Source organism: Clostridium sp. MSTE9 (assembly GCF_000277625.1).
GTDB classification, from domain to species: domain Bacteria; phylum Bacillota; class Clostridia; order Oscillospirales; family Acutalibacteraceae; genus Faecalispora; species Faecalispora jeddahensis.
Genome location: NZ_AKFU01000050.1, coordinates 1 through 14,235 on the forward strand (window position 1 = coordinate 1; position 14,235 = coordinate 14,235).

Below are 14,235 nucleotides of genomic sequence, written 5' to 3' on the forward strand. Positions count from 1 at the left end.
TCCACTGGCATCCTGTGCGTAATACGTAAAAAATCCCTTCCAGCACTTTCCTTGGCGGTATCGGAGGACGGCCTTGTCCGGGTGCGTGTTTATACTTTTTCTGCGGGTCCCGCTTTTTTACTGGTATCTTATCCTTGATTTCTTCCCAAAACTCATCCGATATTGTCCATGACTGATAAGATTTCTTCTCTTTCATTCTTCTCTCACCAGTCCCTATTTTACACCTTGTTTTAATTTATGGATAGGCTCTTAGATTTTGATATACATGAGCCACTCGAAGCGGATCAGACTCTCGACTTCAGCGTTGTAAACATGGCAATCTTACAAAGTGGTCGATTATATGCCTCGAAAAACCTAGGGGTAATGGAGACATATAGTTTAAAAGAGCTGTATTGGTACAGATGAAAAGTATGTATTACTTCACATTAAATCCCTATTCAAAGGATCTAACATTTACTGCCATTAAATTCCCGTTATAATTTGTTTCGACATCATATAGAACAGTCTTGCCAAACATATTTGTAAACTGCAAATGTAAATTTGATTTTTCAAAGAATGGTACATTAATTGGATCTGCTTTAATAAAACCTACATACTGCCCATACTTGTCCATCTTTACTGAAATAACTCTGCCAACTCTAGATACTTGGACATTATTATTGGGGATATTCGTTGCAGTATGAGCGGAAATTTGCTTAAACAGCTCTTCTGTAAATTCAGGAGTATCTTTAATAGCGTAGACACTTTTCCCCATTTGTTGAACCCATTTGGTCTTTGCTTGGTCGAAAATTTCAAGGGAGGTTTTAATTGTTTCTTCGCACTGAGTTTTATCCTTTAGATGTTTTTTTAACTTTTCACAATATGCATCTATTTTTTTGTTTTCAGATAAGTTAGGCATCGTTGATGCAACAAGCAACTTGAATATAAACATCAGATGAGACTGGTAAGTTTTGTATCTTTTTCGTTGATCGCTGTTTTGTATAAAGTAATCTTCAAATGCAGCAAAAATTTCAGAAATAACATAATATGGTTCGAAAGAATGTGATTCTTGAAATAGCTCGTTTCGGCACTCCTTTAACAAGACCGACTCATGTCTATGTGCAATATATGGTTTTTCTAATAAAACGGCGACAGCTGTCTGAGTTAAAGTACGCAAATTGATTTTTTGTGATACTTTGATTGAATAGTCTCCAAGAAATTGCTTTGATCTTCTTTCATAAAAAAGTTTATGTTTATCATTAATTGGGTTGGTTGCCAAAAAATATTCTTCTAAGTTTTTATGAAAATCTCTCGTGATTTCAAAAACCTCATCAAGAACAATGTTTTGACGATTGGTAGTTCGAACCACCTGATTTACTATTTCGCTTTTTTCTGTTGCGACCATTTTAATAGCTAGAGGGATTTTAATAGACTTAAAATCATTAGTCGCATAGTAATTGTAGATTACATTACAGGTCTGACAGCCATTTACAATTTGAGGGTTACGGATAGTTGCCTTTCTGGATGCAAGTGAAAAATGGTCACAAACTATAGTGATTCCATTGTTAAAAAGAATAAACATTTCAGGAGTAGTAGAAATTGTTTTAAAGATTTCATTGTTTATCGTAGTGTCTCCTTGGAAAGCGCGTACGTTATCATAAAATAATGATTTTCTAATTATTAGATCATCCGTTTTCAATAATTTCATTAATTCGTCAGAATCAGTATAAACTAATGCGCTATTTGAAACGCCCTCGACTTCTGGGAAAGAGATTTGCTCCCCAATAGAAATTACTACTTCAAAATGATTCTCATTGTTATCAATAATTTTGGATAATGCATTAGTATCTACATAATGGACTTTTACATCCTCATAATTTCCCATAGCCAAAATATCATCACGCATTTTACTCTCATACGCGATAATATTTGCGTCATTACACCATTTACCCATAGCAACAAAATATATTCTAACGGATGGCTTCTTATCCCATAATATCATTACATCTTCAGATAAAATATAATCAATCATGTCCAGCCAAACTTTAACCTTTTCATTAGCTAACTTGTAGCGCTTTTCAGAAACAGCATCAATAACTCCAGAAGAGAATGTTAAAAATTCACTGGCAACAAAATTTGGACGATATTTTGATTGTGTAAAAAAGAGTTCTATATTTACCTTTTTCTTGGCTTTTACAAATTCAAAAATGTCATCTTTAGAGGTGATAAAAGTATCGTTGACTTTAATACCAATGCCATCAAGACCTAAGTCATCTATTCCTCCAACATTAACAATATCAAACAAGTCTGTTTTCAAACTAAATACACCTGTTTGATGAGCCGTAAAAAGCAAAAAATTTACATAGGCCTCAAAATTTTTGCTTTCTTCTTCCGCAGGCAGTTCATATTGTTCTACAAATTTTTTAAATCTTACTTTAATAATAGGTTCTAATTGCATATCGATTCTCCTTTATTATATCTTTATATATACCAAACGATTTAATAATATAAGATTAAAATAGAATTTTATTTATTATACCATAATTTTCCAATATGTCTACGGATCAAATTATATATTATGTTGATTTATGTTGAATTGTATGGTATCTTAATGTCACTGACAGGGTGTGGTGAGACAGGATGAGTAAAATGCTGGAGGAACTCTGTTTTGCGTGTTTTTTTGTCCGTTAGGCGATTTTTTTCTCTGGGCCAAGTTCTTTCCTAACGAATTGCATAGAAAAAGAGCGCCCCTTGTAAGGACGCTCTTTTTCATGGAAGAGTAAATCATTAAGAAAGCGAACCTCACCTGCTTGGATGAGGTTCGCTTTCTTAATGATTTGGTGGACCCGAAGAGGATCGAACTCTCGACCTCCGCGTTGCGAACGCGGCGCTCTCCCAGCTGAGCTACGAGCCCATAACGTTGTAAAATCACGGCGAAAAACGCCGGTGAATTTCAACGCTGTTTATTATATCATGGGGTTTCCGTTTTTTCAAGAAGATTTTTCAAAAAGTATTAATTATTTTTTTACCTTGGGTTCCGCCAGTTCCAATACCCCTGTTTTGCAAAAACCATTCATACAGCAAATCTCGCAGTGGGCCGTTCTCGCCTGGCATACAGCCCGGCCGTGCAGCACCAGCCGGTGGCAGAAGTCGTTGGATTCCTCCGGCGGCAGCACCGCGCGCAGATCTTTTTCCACCTGCAGGGGAACCTTGCTTTTCGTCAGGCCCAGCCGCCCCGCGATACGGATGCAGTGCGTGTCGGTTACAACGGCGGGCTTGTGATAAATATCCCCAACCACCAGGTTTGCGGTTTTTCGCCCCACGCCCGGCAGCTTTGTCAGCTCCTCGACCGTGTCGGGAATCACGCCGTCGTACTCCTCCGCAAGCTTTTTGCACATGGCAAGAATGTCGCGCGCCTTGGTTTTATACAACCCGCAGGAACGGATCAGCTCTTCGATTTCCTCCACCTTCGCCTGTGTAAAAGCCTCCAGCGTGGGGAAACGGGCAAACAGGGCCGGCGTCACCAGGTTTACCCGTGCGTCGGTACACTGGGCCGAAAGGCGGGTCGAGATCAGAAGCTGGAGCGGATCGCGGTATTCCAGCGAACAGATGGCTTCCGGATATTCTTTTTTCAGCGCTTCTACGGCCAGTTTGGCCAGCTGTTTTTTTGTCATTTTGGCTCATCCTTTTTGCGGCAGTTTTCTTCATTCTAATACAAAACCCGACAAAAGGAAAGGTCATTTTATGGAAATGACCGGATTGCCTTTTGCTGAAATCGCGTGTATAATAAACAGTAAGAAAACACGAGAGAGGGTTGCCAATGTTCAGTGAAATGATGGATACCATCGGATTTGTTTCCCGCTTCGACAGTGAGGTTGGGGCTGCTATGGAGCAGGAGCTGGGACGCCAGCAAAGGAATCTGGAACTGATTGCTTCTGAAAACATGGTTTCCCCTGCGGTTCTGGCCGCAATGGGGAGCATCCTGACCAATAAATATGCCGAGGGTTACCCGGGCAAGCGTTACTACGGCGGATGCCAGTATGTGGACGTAGTGGAAGAAATCGCGCGGGAGCGTGCGTGCCGTCTGTTCGGCGCAGAGCACGCGAATGTGCAGCCCCACTCCGGCGCGCAGGCGAACCTGGCAGTGTATTTTGCGCTGCTTCAGCCCGGCGATACCGTAATGGGCATGAATCTGGCTGAGGGCGGGCACCTGACGCATGGCTCTCCCGTGAATATGTCCGGCAGCTACTACCATTTTGTTGCCTACGGCGTAGATGCCGAGACCCATCGCATTGATTATGACAAGCTGTATGAGCAGGCGATGGAAGTCAAGCCGAAAATGATCGTGGCGGGCGCTTCGGCATATCCCCGCGCGCTCGATTTTAAACGCTTCCGCGAAATCTGCGACGCGTGCGGCGCTTACCTGATGGTCGATATGGCTCATATTGCCGGTCTGGTGGCAGCCGGGCTGCACGCAAGCCCGGTCGAGTGGGCCGACGTCGTCACCACCACCACGCATAAAACCCTGCGCGGCCCGCGCGGCGGCATGATCCTGTGCCAAGAGAAATATGCCAAGGCGATCGACAAGGCGATCTTCCCGGGAACACAGGGCGGCCCGCTGATGCATATCATCGCGGCAAAGGCGGTTTGCTTTGGGGAAGCGCTCCAGCCCGAGTTCAAAGGATACCAGCAGCAGATCATCGACAACGCGCAGGCGCTGGCCAACGGCCTGACAAAACGCGGCATCAAGCTGGTTTCCGGCGGAACGGACAATCACCTGATGCTCGTGGACCTGAGCGGCGAAGAGCTGACCGGCAAGGAGCTCGAGCACCGTTTGGACGAGGTGTATATCACCGCGAATAAGAATACGGTTCCGAACGAGCAGAGAAGCCCCTTTGTGACGAGCGGCCTGCGTCTTGGCACGCCTGCGGTTACCACCCGCGGCCTGAACACGCAGGATATGGACGAGGTTGCCGAGTGCATCGCAATGGCTGCGCAGAGCTTTGAAGGCAATCAGGACGCGATCCGCGCGAAGGTAGAGAGCATTTGCGGCCGTTACCCGCTGTACCGCTGATCCTGCTGTCAACTGTTATATTTGCATGAATGTGCGGCGCAGCCCGAATGCTGCGCCGCTTTTTTGAAAGGATGGATTCCATTGTCAGTGCCTTTGGCGGAGCGCCTGCGTCCGCAGACGCTCGATGAGGTGGTGGGGCAGCGCCATTTGCTGGACCCGGACAGAGCCCTGCGCCGCATCATCGATTCCGGCGAAATCCCGAATATGATCTTCTATGGGCCGTCCGGTGTGGGGAAGACCACCGTCGCTTCGATCATCGCCCGCAGGACGCAGCGGAAGCTGGTGAAGATGAACGGCACAACCGCGTCCACGGCGGATATCCGCGCCGTGGTGGAGTCGCTCGGCACGCTGGAAACGCTCAACGGGGTGCTGCTGTATCTGGATGAAATTCAGTATTTTAATAAAAAGCAGCAGCAGACGCTGCTGGAATTCATCGAGAACGGGCAGATCACGCTGATTGCCTCCACGACGGAAAATCCGTATTTTTATGTGTATAACGCAATTTTAAGCCGCAGCACCGTGTTTGAGTTCAAAGCGGTGGATACCGAAGACATTCTGCACGCGGTGGAGAGAGCGTTTGCCCTGCTGGAGCAGGAGCGCGGGGAAACGATCACGCGCGCCGAGGGGGTAGACCTGCATATTGCCCAGTCGTGCGGGGGCGATGTGCGCAAGGCGATGAACGCGGTGGAGCTGTGCACGCTTTCGGCCAGACGCGAGGCAGACGGCCTCCTGGTGGAGCTGGAAGCTGCGCGCGAGCTGACGCAGAAAAGCGCCGTGCGCTATGATAAAGACGGCGACGAGCATTACGATCTGCTTTCGGCGTTCCAAAAGTCCATGCGCGGCTCCGACCCCAACGCCGCGGTGCATTACCTGGCAAGGCTGCTCGAGGCCGGAGACCTGCCGTCCGTGTGCCGCAGGCTGCTTGTCTGCGCCAATGAGGATGTCGGTCTTGCCTGGCCGCAGATCATTCCCATTACAAAGGCCGCGGTGGATACCGCTCTGCAGGTGGGCCTGCCGGAAGCGCGGATTCCGCTTGCGAACGCGGTGATTCTGGTCTGTATGGCGCCGAAATCCAACTCCGCTTATTTGGCGGTCGATGCGGCGCTCACCGATATTCGCGCGGGCAAATCCGGGTCGATTCCGCGCCGTCTGCAAAATAAACACTTCGATGGAGCCGATCAGGCGAAGAAAGGGCAGTTTTATCTGTACCCCCACGATTACCCGGATCACTGGGTAGCGCAGCAATATTTGCCCGATCTTTTGAGCGGGGCGGAGTACTACGCCCCGGGCCTGAACAAAAACGAGCAGGCGTTTCTGCAGTACTGGAAAAAAATCATGGAGAAAAAATAGAAATAAGCTCTTGTATCTTTGTCCGCTCAGTGCTATGATATATATAATTTTGGACTCAGGTATGATCCGTGGGGAGGGATACTGATTGGATAGTACTATTTTGACCACCTTGTCATACGGGATGTATGCCATTGGTGTAAAGGGTGAGAACGAACCGTCGGCATGTATTGTGAATACGGTGATTCAGGTTACGAATACGAATCCTCCCGTTATCGCTGTCAGTATGCATCACGATAATTACAGTCACGAATGTATCCGGGAGACCGGAATTTTTTCTGTTTCCGTTTTGTCGGAGGATACCCCCGGTACTGTAATCGGTGCGCTGGGCTTCAATTCCGGAAGAAATTCCAACAAGCTGAAAAACATCCGTCACCGTGTTTTGGCGGAAGGTGTCCCTGTGATCAAAGAAAATGCCTGCTGCTGGTTTTTGTGTAAGGTAGTCAGCCGGGTAGAAACCTCGACACATACGGTGTTTCTGGCCGAGGTGATTGCCGGCAGTGAAAAGGTGGTCGGTACGCCGATGACCTACACATATTACCATCAGGCACTCAAGGGCTCCGCTCCCAAAAACGCGCCGACCTACCGTCCTGTTGCAGAAAGCAACACCGGTTCGGACGGCGGAAAGTTCATTTGCAAGATTTGCGGTTATATTTACAACGATCCCGATGTTCCGTTCGAAGATTTGCCGGAGGATTGGCTTTGCCCCATTTGTGCGGCGCCAAAATCCGCATTTATCAGAAAATAGAAGACCAGATAAGCTCAATCTGATATGCTTTGCATACCGGGTGGGCTTTTCTTTTGGCCTGTTTTCAACACTCATTGCTGTTTACGGCTGCTTTGGTAGGCTTTTGACATCCCGTTTCATCAAAGGCCTACTTTTTTGGAGCCGTTTTTCAAAAAAAGATTTCAGATGAAAGAAAAGGATGATTCAAGCTATGTCAAAACACATCATTCAAACCCATGAAAAGCCGCCGCTGGGGCAGGCGATCCCGCTGAGCATACAGCACATGTTTGCAATGTTCGGCGCGTCTGTTCTGGTTCCCACGCTGTTTGGAATCAACCCCGCAGTCGTGCTTCTGATGAACGGTGTCGGCACACTGTTTTTCTTTTGGATTACGCAGGGAAAGTGCCCGGCGTACCTCGGTTCCAGCTTCGCGTTTATCGGCCCGGCCCTCATCATCATCAAACGGTATAAGGATGCGCCTGGCGGCGGGTTTGCCTATGCACAGGGCGGCTTTGTCGCGGTTGGCTGCCTGGTGGTGATTTTGGCACTGGTCATCAAACGGTTCGGTTCCGACTGGATCGACAAGCTTCTTCCGCCGGCCGCAATGGGCCCGGTTGTCGCGCTGATTGGTCTGGAGCTTTCCGGTACGGCGGCTTCCACCGCCGGAATTCTGACGCAGACGAATTATGTGGCAGTGAAAGGCTCCGAAGGCATGTTTCAGCAGGTGGTTACAGCGGTGGACCCCAAAAATGCCATCGTTTTTCTCGTTACACTGGGGATTGCGGTATTTGGCTCCATTTTGTTCCGCAACTTCCTTTCCGTTATTCCCATTCTGATCGCCATCATCGGCGGCTATATCACGGCGGCTATTTTGGGTGTGGTGGATTTTGCGCCGGTGGAACAGGCCAGCCTGTTCTCTCTGCCGCATTTTCAGCTCGTACAGTTCCGTTTGGACGCGATCGTTACCATGCTGCCGGTTGCGCTGGTGTTGATCTCGGAGCATATCGGCCACCAGATCGTTACCGGTAAGGTGATTGGCAAAGATCTGCTCAAAGACCCCGGCCTGCATCGCTCGCTGATGGGCGACGGCTTCTCCACAATGGCTTCCGGCATGGTGGGTGCGGTTCCCACCACTACTTACGGCGAAAACATCGGCGTTATGGCGATGACCCGCGTGTACAGCGTGTGGGTGATCGGCGGTGCGGCGGTGCTTTCGATCATCAGCTCCTTTATCGGTAAATTTTCTGAGCTGATCGCAACGATCCCCGGCCCGGTCATCGGCGGCATTTCGTTTTTGCTGTACGGCATGATCGGCGCTTCCGGCCTGCGCATCCTCGTGGATTCCCGCGTGGATTTCGGCAAGAACCGCAACATCATCATGACCTCCGTCATTTTTGTCACGGGCCTGTCGGGCGTATCGGTGCATCTGGGCAGCGTTGAGCTCAAGGGCATGGTGCTGGCCTGTGTGGTCGGTATGGCCATGGGGCTGATCTTCTATATTCTCGATCGCCTGCACCTGACCAACGACAGCGAGGACGACGGGGCAGAGGCCGCGGCAGAATAAAGAAATCTTTTTTCAACGGAAAAGCCCCCTTTTCTGACCGGACTGTACCGGATCAGAAAGGGGGCTGTTTTTCATTTATGGTTTATCCCAGCTCGGCGACAAATGCGTCCAGCGCCGCTTCATCGTCCAGCTTCGGCGGCTGGTCGATCCGCTGCAGGGTCAGATTTTCCACATGGCGCACCGTGTTGCCCGGTTCAATGTGGTAGAGCGGGCTCAGCGATTCCATCTCCAGAAAATCGCCGTTGGTATACGTTTCAAAGGACGCGCCCAGATCGGGATACGCGGCATGAATATTGTGGACATACCGTTTCATCAAGGCCACATTCTTCCGCACATACGCGGCCCAGCCGGCCCGGTTGATCACACCGAGCTTGAAGGCGGAGGTGGCGGAGGAATCCTGGCGCAGGGTAATGAAACGGTTGCCTAAGAATGCGCGGGCATCGCGCAGATCGGCATAAGGCCATAGAATCAGCGAGCGGTCAGGCTGCAGCGGGTCTTCGCCCTGATTTTGCGGGATGATCTCGAACCCGCCGGGGGCCATCATCGTAATGGACCACAGCGCAAGGGTTTTCGGTTCTTTAGAGCAGTTTTTGGCGCTGTGCACCACCATGATGTCCGAGGTATTCTCGTTCATCATCACCTCAAAACCGAGCTGTATGTCATTGTGTTTCTGCCGGGCCGGCAAAAAACTGACGCCTTCCGAGAGGATGCCGTACACCACCGGCTCGTTGTCCGGGTAGTAGGTGTCGGGGGTGCTTTCGGGGCTGAGCCAAAGCCGGTGGCCGCCGTAATTATAAAAAACGGAGCCTTCCCCGTACAGCTGGTCGAATTCCTCCCCGAACGCACGGTATTTGCGGTCCTGATCGGTGAAGAGCATGTTTTCTCCGTTGACCAGAGAAAAGTGAATGATCCGGGGGCCCACATCAATTGTGACCATGACTTCGATGATGCCGTTGCTGATATGTACGCACCGGCCATAGTTCAGGTATTCCGTTTCCTTAATTTGAATTGCCAAAAAAATCCTTCCTTTCCCAATATGCGCAGGTCATTTCCAGCCCGCAGGGGCCCTTTTCCGGGGTGCAGAGGGAATAAAGGTCCGTTGTCCTGCATTCTGTTTCAAACATCGCCTTGGCGTCGCTGCCAAGCTGGGCAAAATCGCCCGCGTTTGTCACAATCGGCAGGCAGGCAGTGTGTCTCATCACACGCAGCATTTCCCGCCCGGTTTCATTAAAAGCCAATATCCTAAGGTACGCAGGGGTCTCTGGAAGCTCCCGCTGATTCAGGCCTAAAAAAGCGGATAACAAGATTCTGCGGATTCGTGCATGGGAATATCGCTTTGATTTGATCGAAAAAAAGAGTTGCTCCAGGGAAGCAGAAGTGCGGATGCTGCTGTAAATACGGTTCTCCAGTCCCTCGCTGATGTCCGGCAATTGAGAGAGCTCTTCCCGGCTCATGGAACGAAGCCGCGCCAAGATGGCGGTTTCCAGGGAGGAGAGGGACGCTGGCGCGCGCCCGGCCAAAAGCTCCCGCTGAAAAATGGGGAGGGCCTCTTCCGGAACATAAGAAGCAAAGGATTCGTTTTGCAGCATACGCTGCCGAATCTGCGAAGCGGAGGCGATGCGGGTCTGCGGAGCCAAAGACTGTGCGTCGTGCGGGGAGCCGATGCGCCTTACCGTTTGCGGGCGCATGGAGGAATGGGTGCGAAGCAGCGCCTTGCAGTATTCGATCCCTAAAATATTGTTGGGCTCTTCCAGAAGAGCGGCCGGAGCGCCGAGAAGCTCTTGTGCCGCTGCCTGCCGCGCTGCGGCGAACGGTACGCCAAAGGCCAGGCGGTTTTTAACGGCGGTTTCGAATTCTGGGCTCAACAGGGTTTCGGCAATCAAAAACAGTGTTTTTACATCGCCGCTTTCGCTGCCGAAGACGAGGCGATCGACACAGCCCAGAGCGTTCAGCACAGAAACGGCTCCAAAGGCGAACCGTTCAGCGCCGGCCACAGAAAAGCTGACCGGCAGCTCCAGCACCAAATCGGCGCCGCAGCGCAGGGCTGCCAGGGCGCGGGGCCATTTGTAAAAGGCGGCGGGCTCGCCCCGCTGCACGAAATTTCCGCTCATTACAATGACCAGTCCACCGGGGGAGGACTGTTTCGCCTGCTCGATCAGATAACGATGCCCCAGGTGCAGAGGATTAAATTCGGCAACTATGCCGGAAATCAAGGGTTTCTCTGTCATTGGGTAAAAAACTCCTTGAAATATTTGTGAAAATGTACTATGATAGTGTACGGTTCTATAGTACAGTATTGTAAAGGCACTTTCAAGCTGTTTTTACAATATTTAGAAAGTTTAGGAGGGAATCCGATGAAGATTCTGGTCATTAATGCGGGGAGCTCATCCCTGAAATATCAGTTGATTGATATGACCAATGAGGAAGTACTCGCAAAAGGAAACTGCGAGAGAATTGGCCTTGGAGATGGTATTTTCGGTCATAAGACCGCCGACGGCCGCGAGAAGAAGCTGACGGTGGACATGCCCGATCACATTGCGGCATTCATGCAGGTCAAGAACGCTTTGGTAGACGCCGAGGTCGGCGTGATCAAAGATCTGTCCGAGGTCACCGCGGTGGGCCACCGTGTGGTGCAGGGCGGCATGAAGTTCATGAACTCCGTTCTGATCAACCAGGAGGTTATCGATACCATCGAGGAACTGATCCCGCTGGCTCCGCTGCACAACAGCGTAAACCTGCAGGGCATCCGCGCCTGCCAGGAGGTTTTTGGCGAGAAGGTTCCGCAGATTGCGGTATTCGATACAGCCTTCCATTCCACCATGCCGCCTGAGGCTTATATTTACCCGATTCCTTACGAGTATTTTGAAAAATATCAGATTCGCCGCTATGGCTTCCACGGCACCTCTCATCGTTTCGTCAGCGAGCGCTGCGCAGAACTGATGGGCAAGCCGATGTCTGAGCTGAAGATCATCACCTGCCACCTGGGCAATGGTTCCTCCATTACCGCTGTGGATCAGGGCAAGGTCATTGATACCAGCATGGGCCTGACTCCTCTGGACGGCTTCATGATGGGTACCCGCTGCGGCAGCCTGGATCCCTCCGTTGTTACCTTTATTCAGGAGAAAGAAAATCTCTCTGCGGAGCAGATGAGCGACATCCTGAACAAGAAATCCGGCCTGTTGGGCATTTCCGGTATTTCCAGCGACGACCGCGACGTTACCAAAGCTGCGGAAGAGGGCGTGCCGAGAGCGGTTCTGGCCCACAAGATGCTGGTATACCAGATCAAGAAGTTCATCGGCAGCTATGCTGCGGCCATGAACGGCTGCGATGCCATTGTGTTCACCGCCGGCCTCGGCGAGAATCAGACCGATCACCGCCAGAATGTCTGCGACGGCCTGACCTATCTGGGCGTGAAGGTATCGAAAGAGCTCAACGAGCAGATGATCCGCGGCAAGGGCGGCAAAATCTCGGCTCCCGATTCGAAGGTGCAGGTATTTGTCATCCCCACCAACGAAGAGCTGGTCATTGCGCGCGATACCAAAGAGATCATCAGCAAGCTGTAATATTCCATCAAATGCCTGCGGCGGAGAATGCTTTCTCCGCCGCTTTTATTTTCTTCTGCCTGTAATTTCGTTGTCACGGAACAGCAGAGAGATGCACCATACTCCGGCAAGGCCCACGAGCGTATAGATGATTCGGCTGATGATCTCAGTCTGTCCCTGAAACGCCCAGGCAACAATGTCAAATTGGAACACACCGATCGAGCCCCAGTTGATTCCTCCGATAATCAGAAGAATGAGAGCAATCATGTCCAGCATTGTGTTTCCACCTTTCATTAAAAATTTTGTCTGTTTTAGTGTAATCCAAAAAGGGAAAAATATGCGATATGCCGGGCTGCGCCGCAGAGGACTGAATAACCGCTGCTGTTTCATGATCCAGTTTTCAGTGAATTTAAACGATTCTCAAAGCGGAAACGATGCGGTGTGCCAAGGCTGACGCAGATGCCCGAATAACCGCTGTGGTCCATTGTACAAGCATATATCATTCGTGTTGTTCTCTTTTGCCATAGGGAGAGGACAAGAATTTTAGCAAATTTATGCAATTCCAAAAGAGAAAAATATGCGATATGCGGAAGTGTGCCGCATAAGGTTGAATAACCGCTGCCGTTTATTGTACAATAGAAAAATAAAATGAAAAGATAAGGCGGAGGAAAAAATATGAGGACAAGAGAAATAGGGGAATCCGGCCTGATCACCGGAGTATTGTCTTTGGGGGCGTGGGCTATCGGCGGTGGAAGCTGGTGGGGCGAGAACGATGATTCTCTTTCCGTGCGCGCGATCCACTGCGCGCTGGATCAGGGACTGAACTGGATCGACACCGCGCCGGTCTACGGCTTTGGGCACAGTGAAGAGGTGGTAGGCCGCGCACTGAAGGGCCGCAGAGAAAGTGCGGTTCTTTCGACCAAATGCGGCTTGCAGTGGCGCGATGCCAACGGTACCGACCGTTTTGAACGGGACGGTCATGAGGTGTACCGCAATCTTTCCGCGCGTTCCATCCGGCAGGATTTAGAGGACAGCCTGCGCCGCCTGCAGACCGATTACATCGATATTTATTATACCCATTGGCAGGCCCCGGAAGGCGGTACGCCGATTGCCGAAACGATGACAGAGCTGCTGAAAATGAAGCAGGAAGGCAAAATCCGCGTGATCGGTGCTTCCAACGTGACGACGGCGCATCTGGATGAATACCTGAAATACGGCAAGGTAGATGTCGTTCAGGAGAAATTCAGCCTGCTAGACCGCCGTGTAGAGGCTTCGCTGCTGCCTTACTGCGAGGAGCATAAAATTACCCTCCAGGCATATTCGCCGCTGGAGCAGGGCCTGCTGACCGGCAAAATCACAATGGATTACGAGATTCCGGAAGGCTCTGTGCATGAAAACAAATTCTGGTGGATGCCGGAGCATCGCCAGTTCGCACTGCAAATGCTGAACGGCTGGTCCGACCTTACGGAAAAATACGGCTGCACGCTGGGGAATCTTGTGATTGCCTGGATGGTGGCCCGCAGCAAATACCTGAATGTGCTGGGTGGCGCGAGAAAGATTGAGCAGGTGGAGGAAAACGCCAAGGCGGGTGAGCTCGTTCTGGAGCAGGCGGATTTTGAAAGAATGACGCGCGACGCAAACGCGGCGATCGCAAACGCGAAATAAACACAGCAATTTGATATCAACAGGAAAAAAGCTTTTATATCAGCCAATTTACGAAACGGCCGCCGACTATTAAGAGCCTATCCATAAATTAGATATGGACTCGAATCAATTTACGCCAGACAATAATTGCACAGGCAAAATGCAGAAGACCAAGGTAGTTTGCAGCTTTCTTTTCAAAACGAACCAGCAATTTGCGGAAACGGTTGAAGAACGAATGCGTAACCTCTACTACCCAGCGCCGGGCTTTAAAATCGGGATTCCGCAAGAGCTCCTGTTTTTCCTCAGATCGGGGACGGATATGCGCGATATAGCCTCTTTTTTCAACCTTGTCTTTTGA

13 protein-coding genes and 1 tRNA gene are annotated in these 14,235 nt (G+C 50.1%); 6 read left to right on the forward strand and 8 right to left on the reverse strand.

All coding sequences use genetic code 11. The features are described 5' to 3' along the window. From HMPREF1141_RS14610 to nth, 4 genes are all read right to left on the reverse strand, one after another. The coding region (locus HMPREF1141_RS14610; RefSeq protein ID WP_035317243.1) for a transposase at positions 1-196 on the reverse strand (196 nt) is incomplete at its 3' end. Positions 197-433: 237 nt separating this feature from the next. Next, positions 434-2,437, reverse strand: coding sequence for an AIPR family protein (locus tag HMPREF1141_RS14615; protein WP_009065875.1), 2,004 nt, complete (start codon positions 2,435-2,437; stop codon positions 434-436). A gap of 380 nt (positions 2,438-2,817) precedes the next feature. Beyond that, a tRNA-Ala gene (locus HMPREF1141_RS14620) sits at positions 2,818-2,893 on the reverse strand. 103 nt (positions 2,894-2,996) lie between these two features. Next, positions 2,997-3,653 carry an endonuclease III gene (gene nth, locus HMPREF1141_RS14625; RefSeq protein WP_009065876.1) on the reverse strand — a complete coding sequence of 219 codons (657 nt, stop codon included), beginning with the start codon at positions 3,651-3,653 and terminating at the stop codon, positions 2,997-2,999. 146 nt (positions 3,654-3,799) lie between these two features. On the opposite strand from nth, the gene glyA reads away from it, so the two are divergent. The 4 genes from glyA (at position 3,800) to uraA (ending at position 8,691) form a co-directional block, all read left to right on the forward strand. Further along, positions 3,800-5,053: a serine hydroxymethyltransferase gene (gene glyA / locus HMPREF1141_RS14630; protein WP_009065878.1), complete on the forward strand. Its 1,254-nt coding sequence runs from the start codon at positions 3,800-3,802 to the stop codon at positions 5,051-5,053. A gap of 81 nt (positions 5,054-5,134) precedes the next feature. Next, positions 5,135-6,403 carry a replication-associated recombination protein A gene (locus HMPREF1141_RS14635; RefSeq protein ID WP_009065871.1) on the forward strand — a complete coding sequence of 423 codons (1,269 nt, stop codon included), beginning with the start codon at positions 5,135-5,137 and terminating at the stop codon, positions 6,401-6,403. Positions 6,404-6,488: 85 nt separating this feature from the next. Further along, positions 6,489-7,148 carry a flavin reductase gene (locus HMPREF1141_RS14640; protein WP_009065880.1) on the forward strand — a complete coding sequence of 220 codons (660 nt, stop codon included), beginning with the start codon at positions 6,489-6,491 and terminating at the stop codon, positions 7,146-7,148. 190 nt (positions 7,149-7,338) lie between these two features. Next, positions 7,339-8,691, forward strand: coding sequence for a uracil permease (gene uraA / locus HMPREF1141_RS14645; RefSeq protein WP_009065867.1), 1,353 nt, complete (start codon positions 7,339-7,341; stop codon positions 8,689-8,691). 82 nt (positions 8,692-8,773) lie between these two features. Here the strand turns inward: uraA and HMPREF1141_RS14650 are convergent, their stop codons facing one another. Then, on the reverse strand, positions 8,774-9,706 hold the full coding sequence (locus HMPREF1141_RS14650) for a hypothetical protein (protein ID WP_009065885.1): 933 nt from the start codon (positions 9,704-9,706) through the stop codon (positions 8,774-8,776). Continuing rightward, the gene (locus HMPREF1141_RS14655; RefSeq protein WP_009065882.1) at positions 9,690-10,919 is read right to left on the reverse strand and encodes a nucleotidyltransferase; all 1,230 of its coding nucleotides are present in this window, start codon (positions 10,917-10,919) and stop codon (positions 9,690-9,692) included. Before HMPREF1141_RS14655 ends, HMPREF1141_RS14650 begins: the two co-directional genes overlap by 17 nt. 126 nt (positions 10,920-11,045) lie before the next feature. Here HMPREF1141_RS14655 and HMPREF1141_RS14660 point away from each other — a divergent pair, with 126 nt between their 5' ends. Beyond that, entirely contained in the window at positions 11,046-12,254 is a 1,209-nt protein-coding gene (locus tag HMPREF1141_RS14660; protein ID WP_009065869.1) for an acetate kinase, read from the forward strand. A gap of 45 nt (positions 12,255-12,299) precedes the next feature. Here the strand turns inward: HMPREF1141_RS14660 and HMPREF1141_RS14665 are convergent, their stop codons facing one another. Continuing rightward, entirely contained in the window at positions 12,300-12,509 is a 210-nt protein-coding gene (locus HMPREF1141_RS14665) for a DUF378 domain-containing protein (RefSeq protein ID WP_009065887.1), read from the reverse strand. A gap of 399 nt (positions 12,510-12,908) precedes the next feature. On the opposite strand from HMPREF1141_RS14665, the gene HMPREF1141_RS14670 reads away from it, so the two are divergent. Next, the gene (locus tag HMPREF1141_RS14670; protein WP_009065864.1) at positions 12,909-13,898 is read left to right on the forward strand and encodes an aldo/keto reductase; all 990 of its coding nucleotides are present in this window, start codon (positions 12,909-12,911) and stop codon (positions 13,896-13,898) included. Between the two features lie 88 nt (positions 13,899-13,986). Here HMPREF1141_RS14670 and HMPREF1141_RS17210 read toward each other — a convergent pair. Beyond that, a partial coding sequence (locus HMPREF1141_RS17210) for a transposase (protein ID WP_155863667.1) occupies positions 13,987-14,235 on the reverse strand: 249 nt, incomplete at its 5' end.

Excerpts from the sequence above, each read along its gene's own strand:
- nth (WP_009065876.1), bottom strand. The coding sequence starts at position 3,653 with ATGACAAAAAAACAGCTGGCCAAACTGGCCGTAGAAGCGCTGAAAAAA.
- HMPREF1141_RS14670 (WP_009065864.1), top strand. The coding sequence starts at position 12,909 with ATGAGGACAAGAGAAATAGGGGAATCCGGCCTGATCACCGGAGTATTG.
- HMPREF1141_RS14615 (WP_009065875.1), bottom strand. The coding sequence starts at position 2,437 with ATGCAATTAGAACCTATTATTAAAGTAAGATTTAAAAAATTTGTAGAA.
- glyA (WP_009065878.1), top strand. The coding sequence starts at position 3,800 with ATGTTCAGTGAAATGATGGATACCATCGGATTTGTTTCCCGCTTCGAC.
- uraA (WP_009065867.1), top strand. The coding sequence starts at position 7,339 with ATGTCAAAACACATCATTCAAACCCATGAAAAGCCGCCGCTGGGGCAG.
- HMPREF1141_RS14655 (WP_009065882.1), bottom strand. The coding sequence starts at position 10,919 with ATGACAGAGAAACCCTTGATTTCCGGCATAGTTGCCGAATTTAATCCT.
- HMPREF1141_RS14660 (WP_009065869.1), top strand. The coding sequence starts at position 11,046 with ATGAAGATTCTGGTCATTAATGCGGGGAGCTCATCCCTGAAATATCAG.
- HMPREF1141_RS14665 (WP_009065887.1), bottom strand. The coding sequence starts at position 12,509 with ATGCTGGACATGATTGCTCTCATTCTTCTGATTATCGGAGGAATCAAC.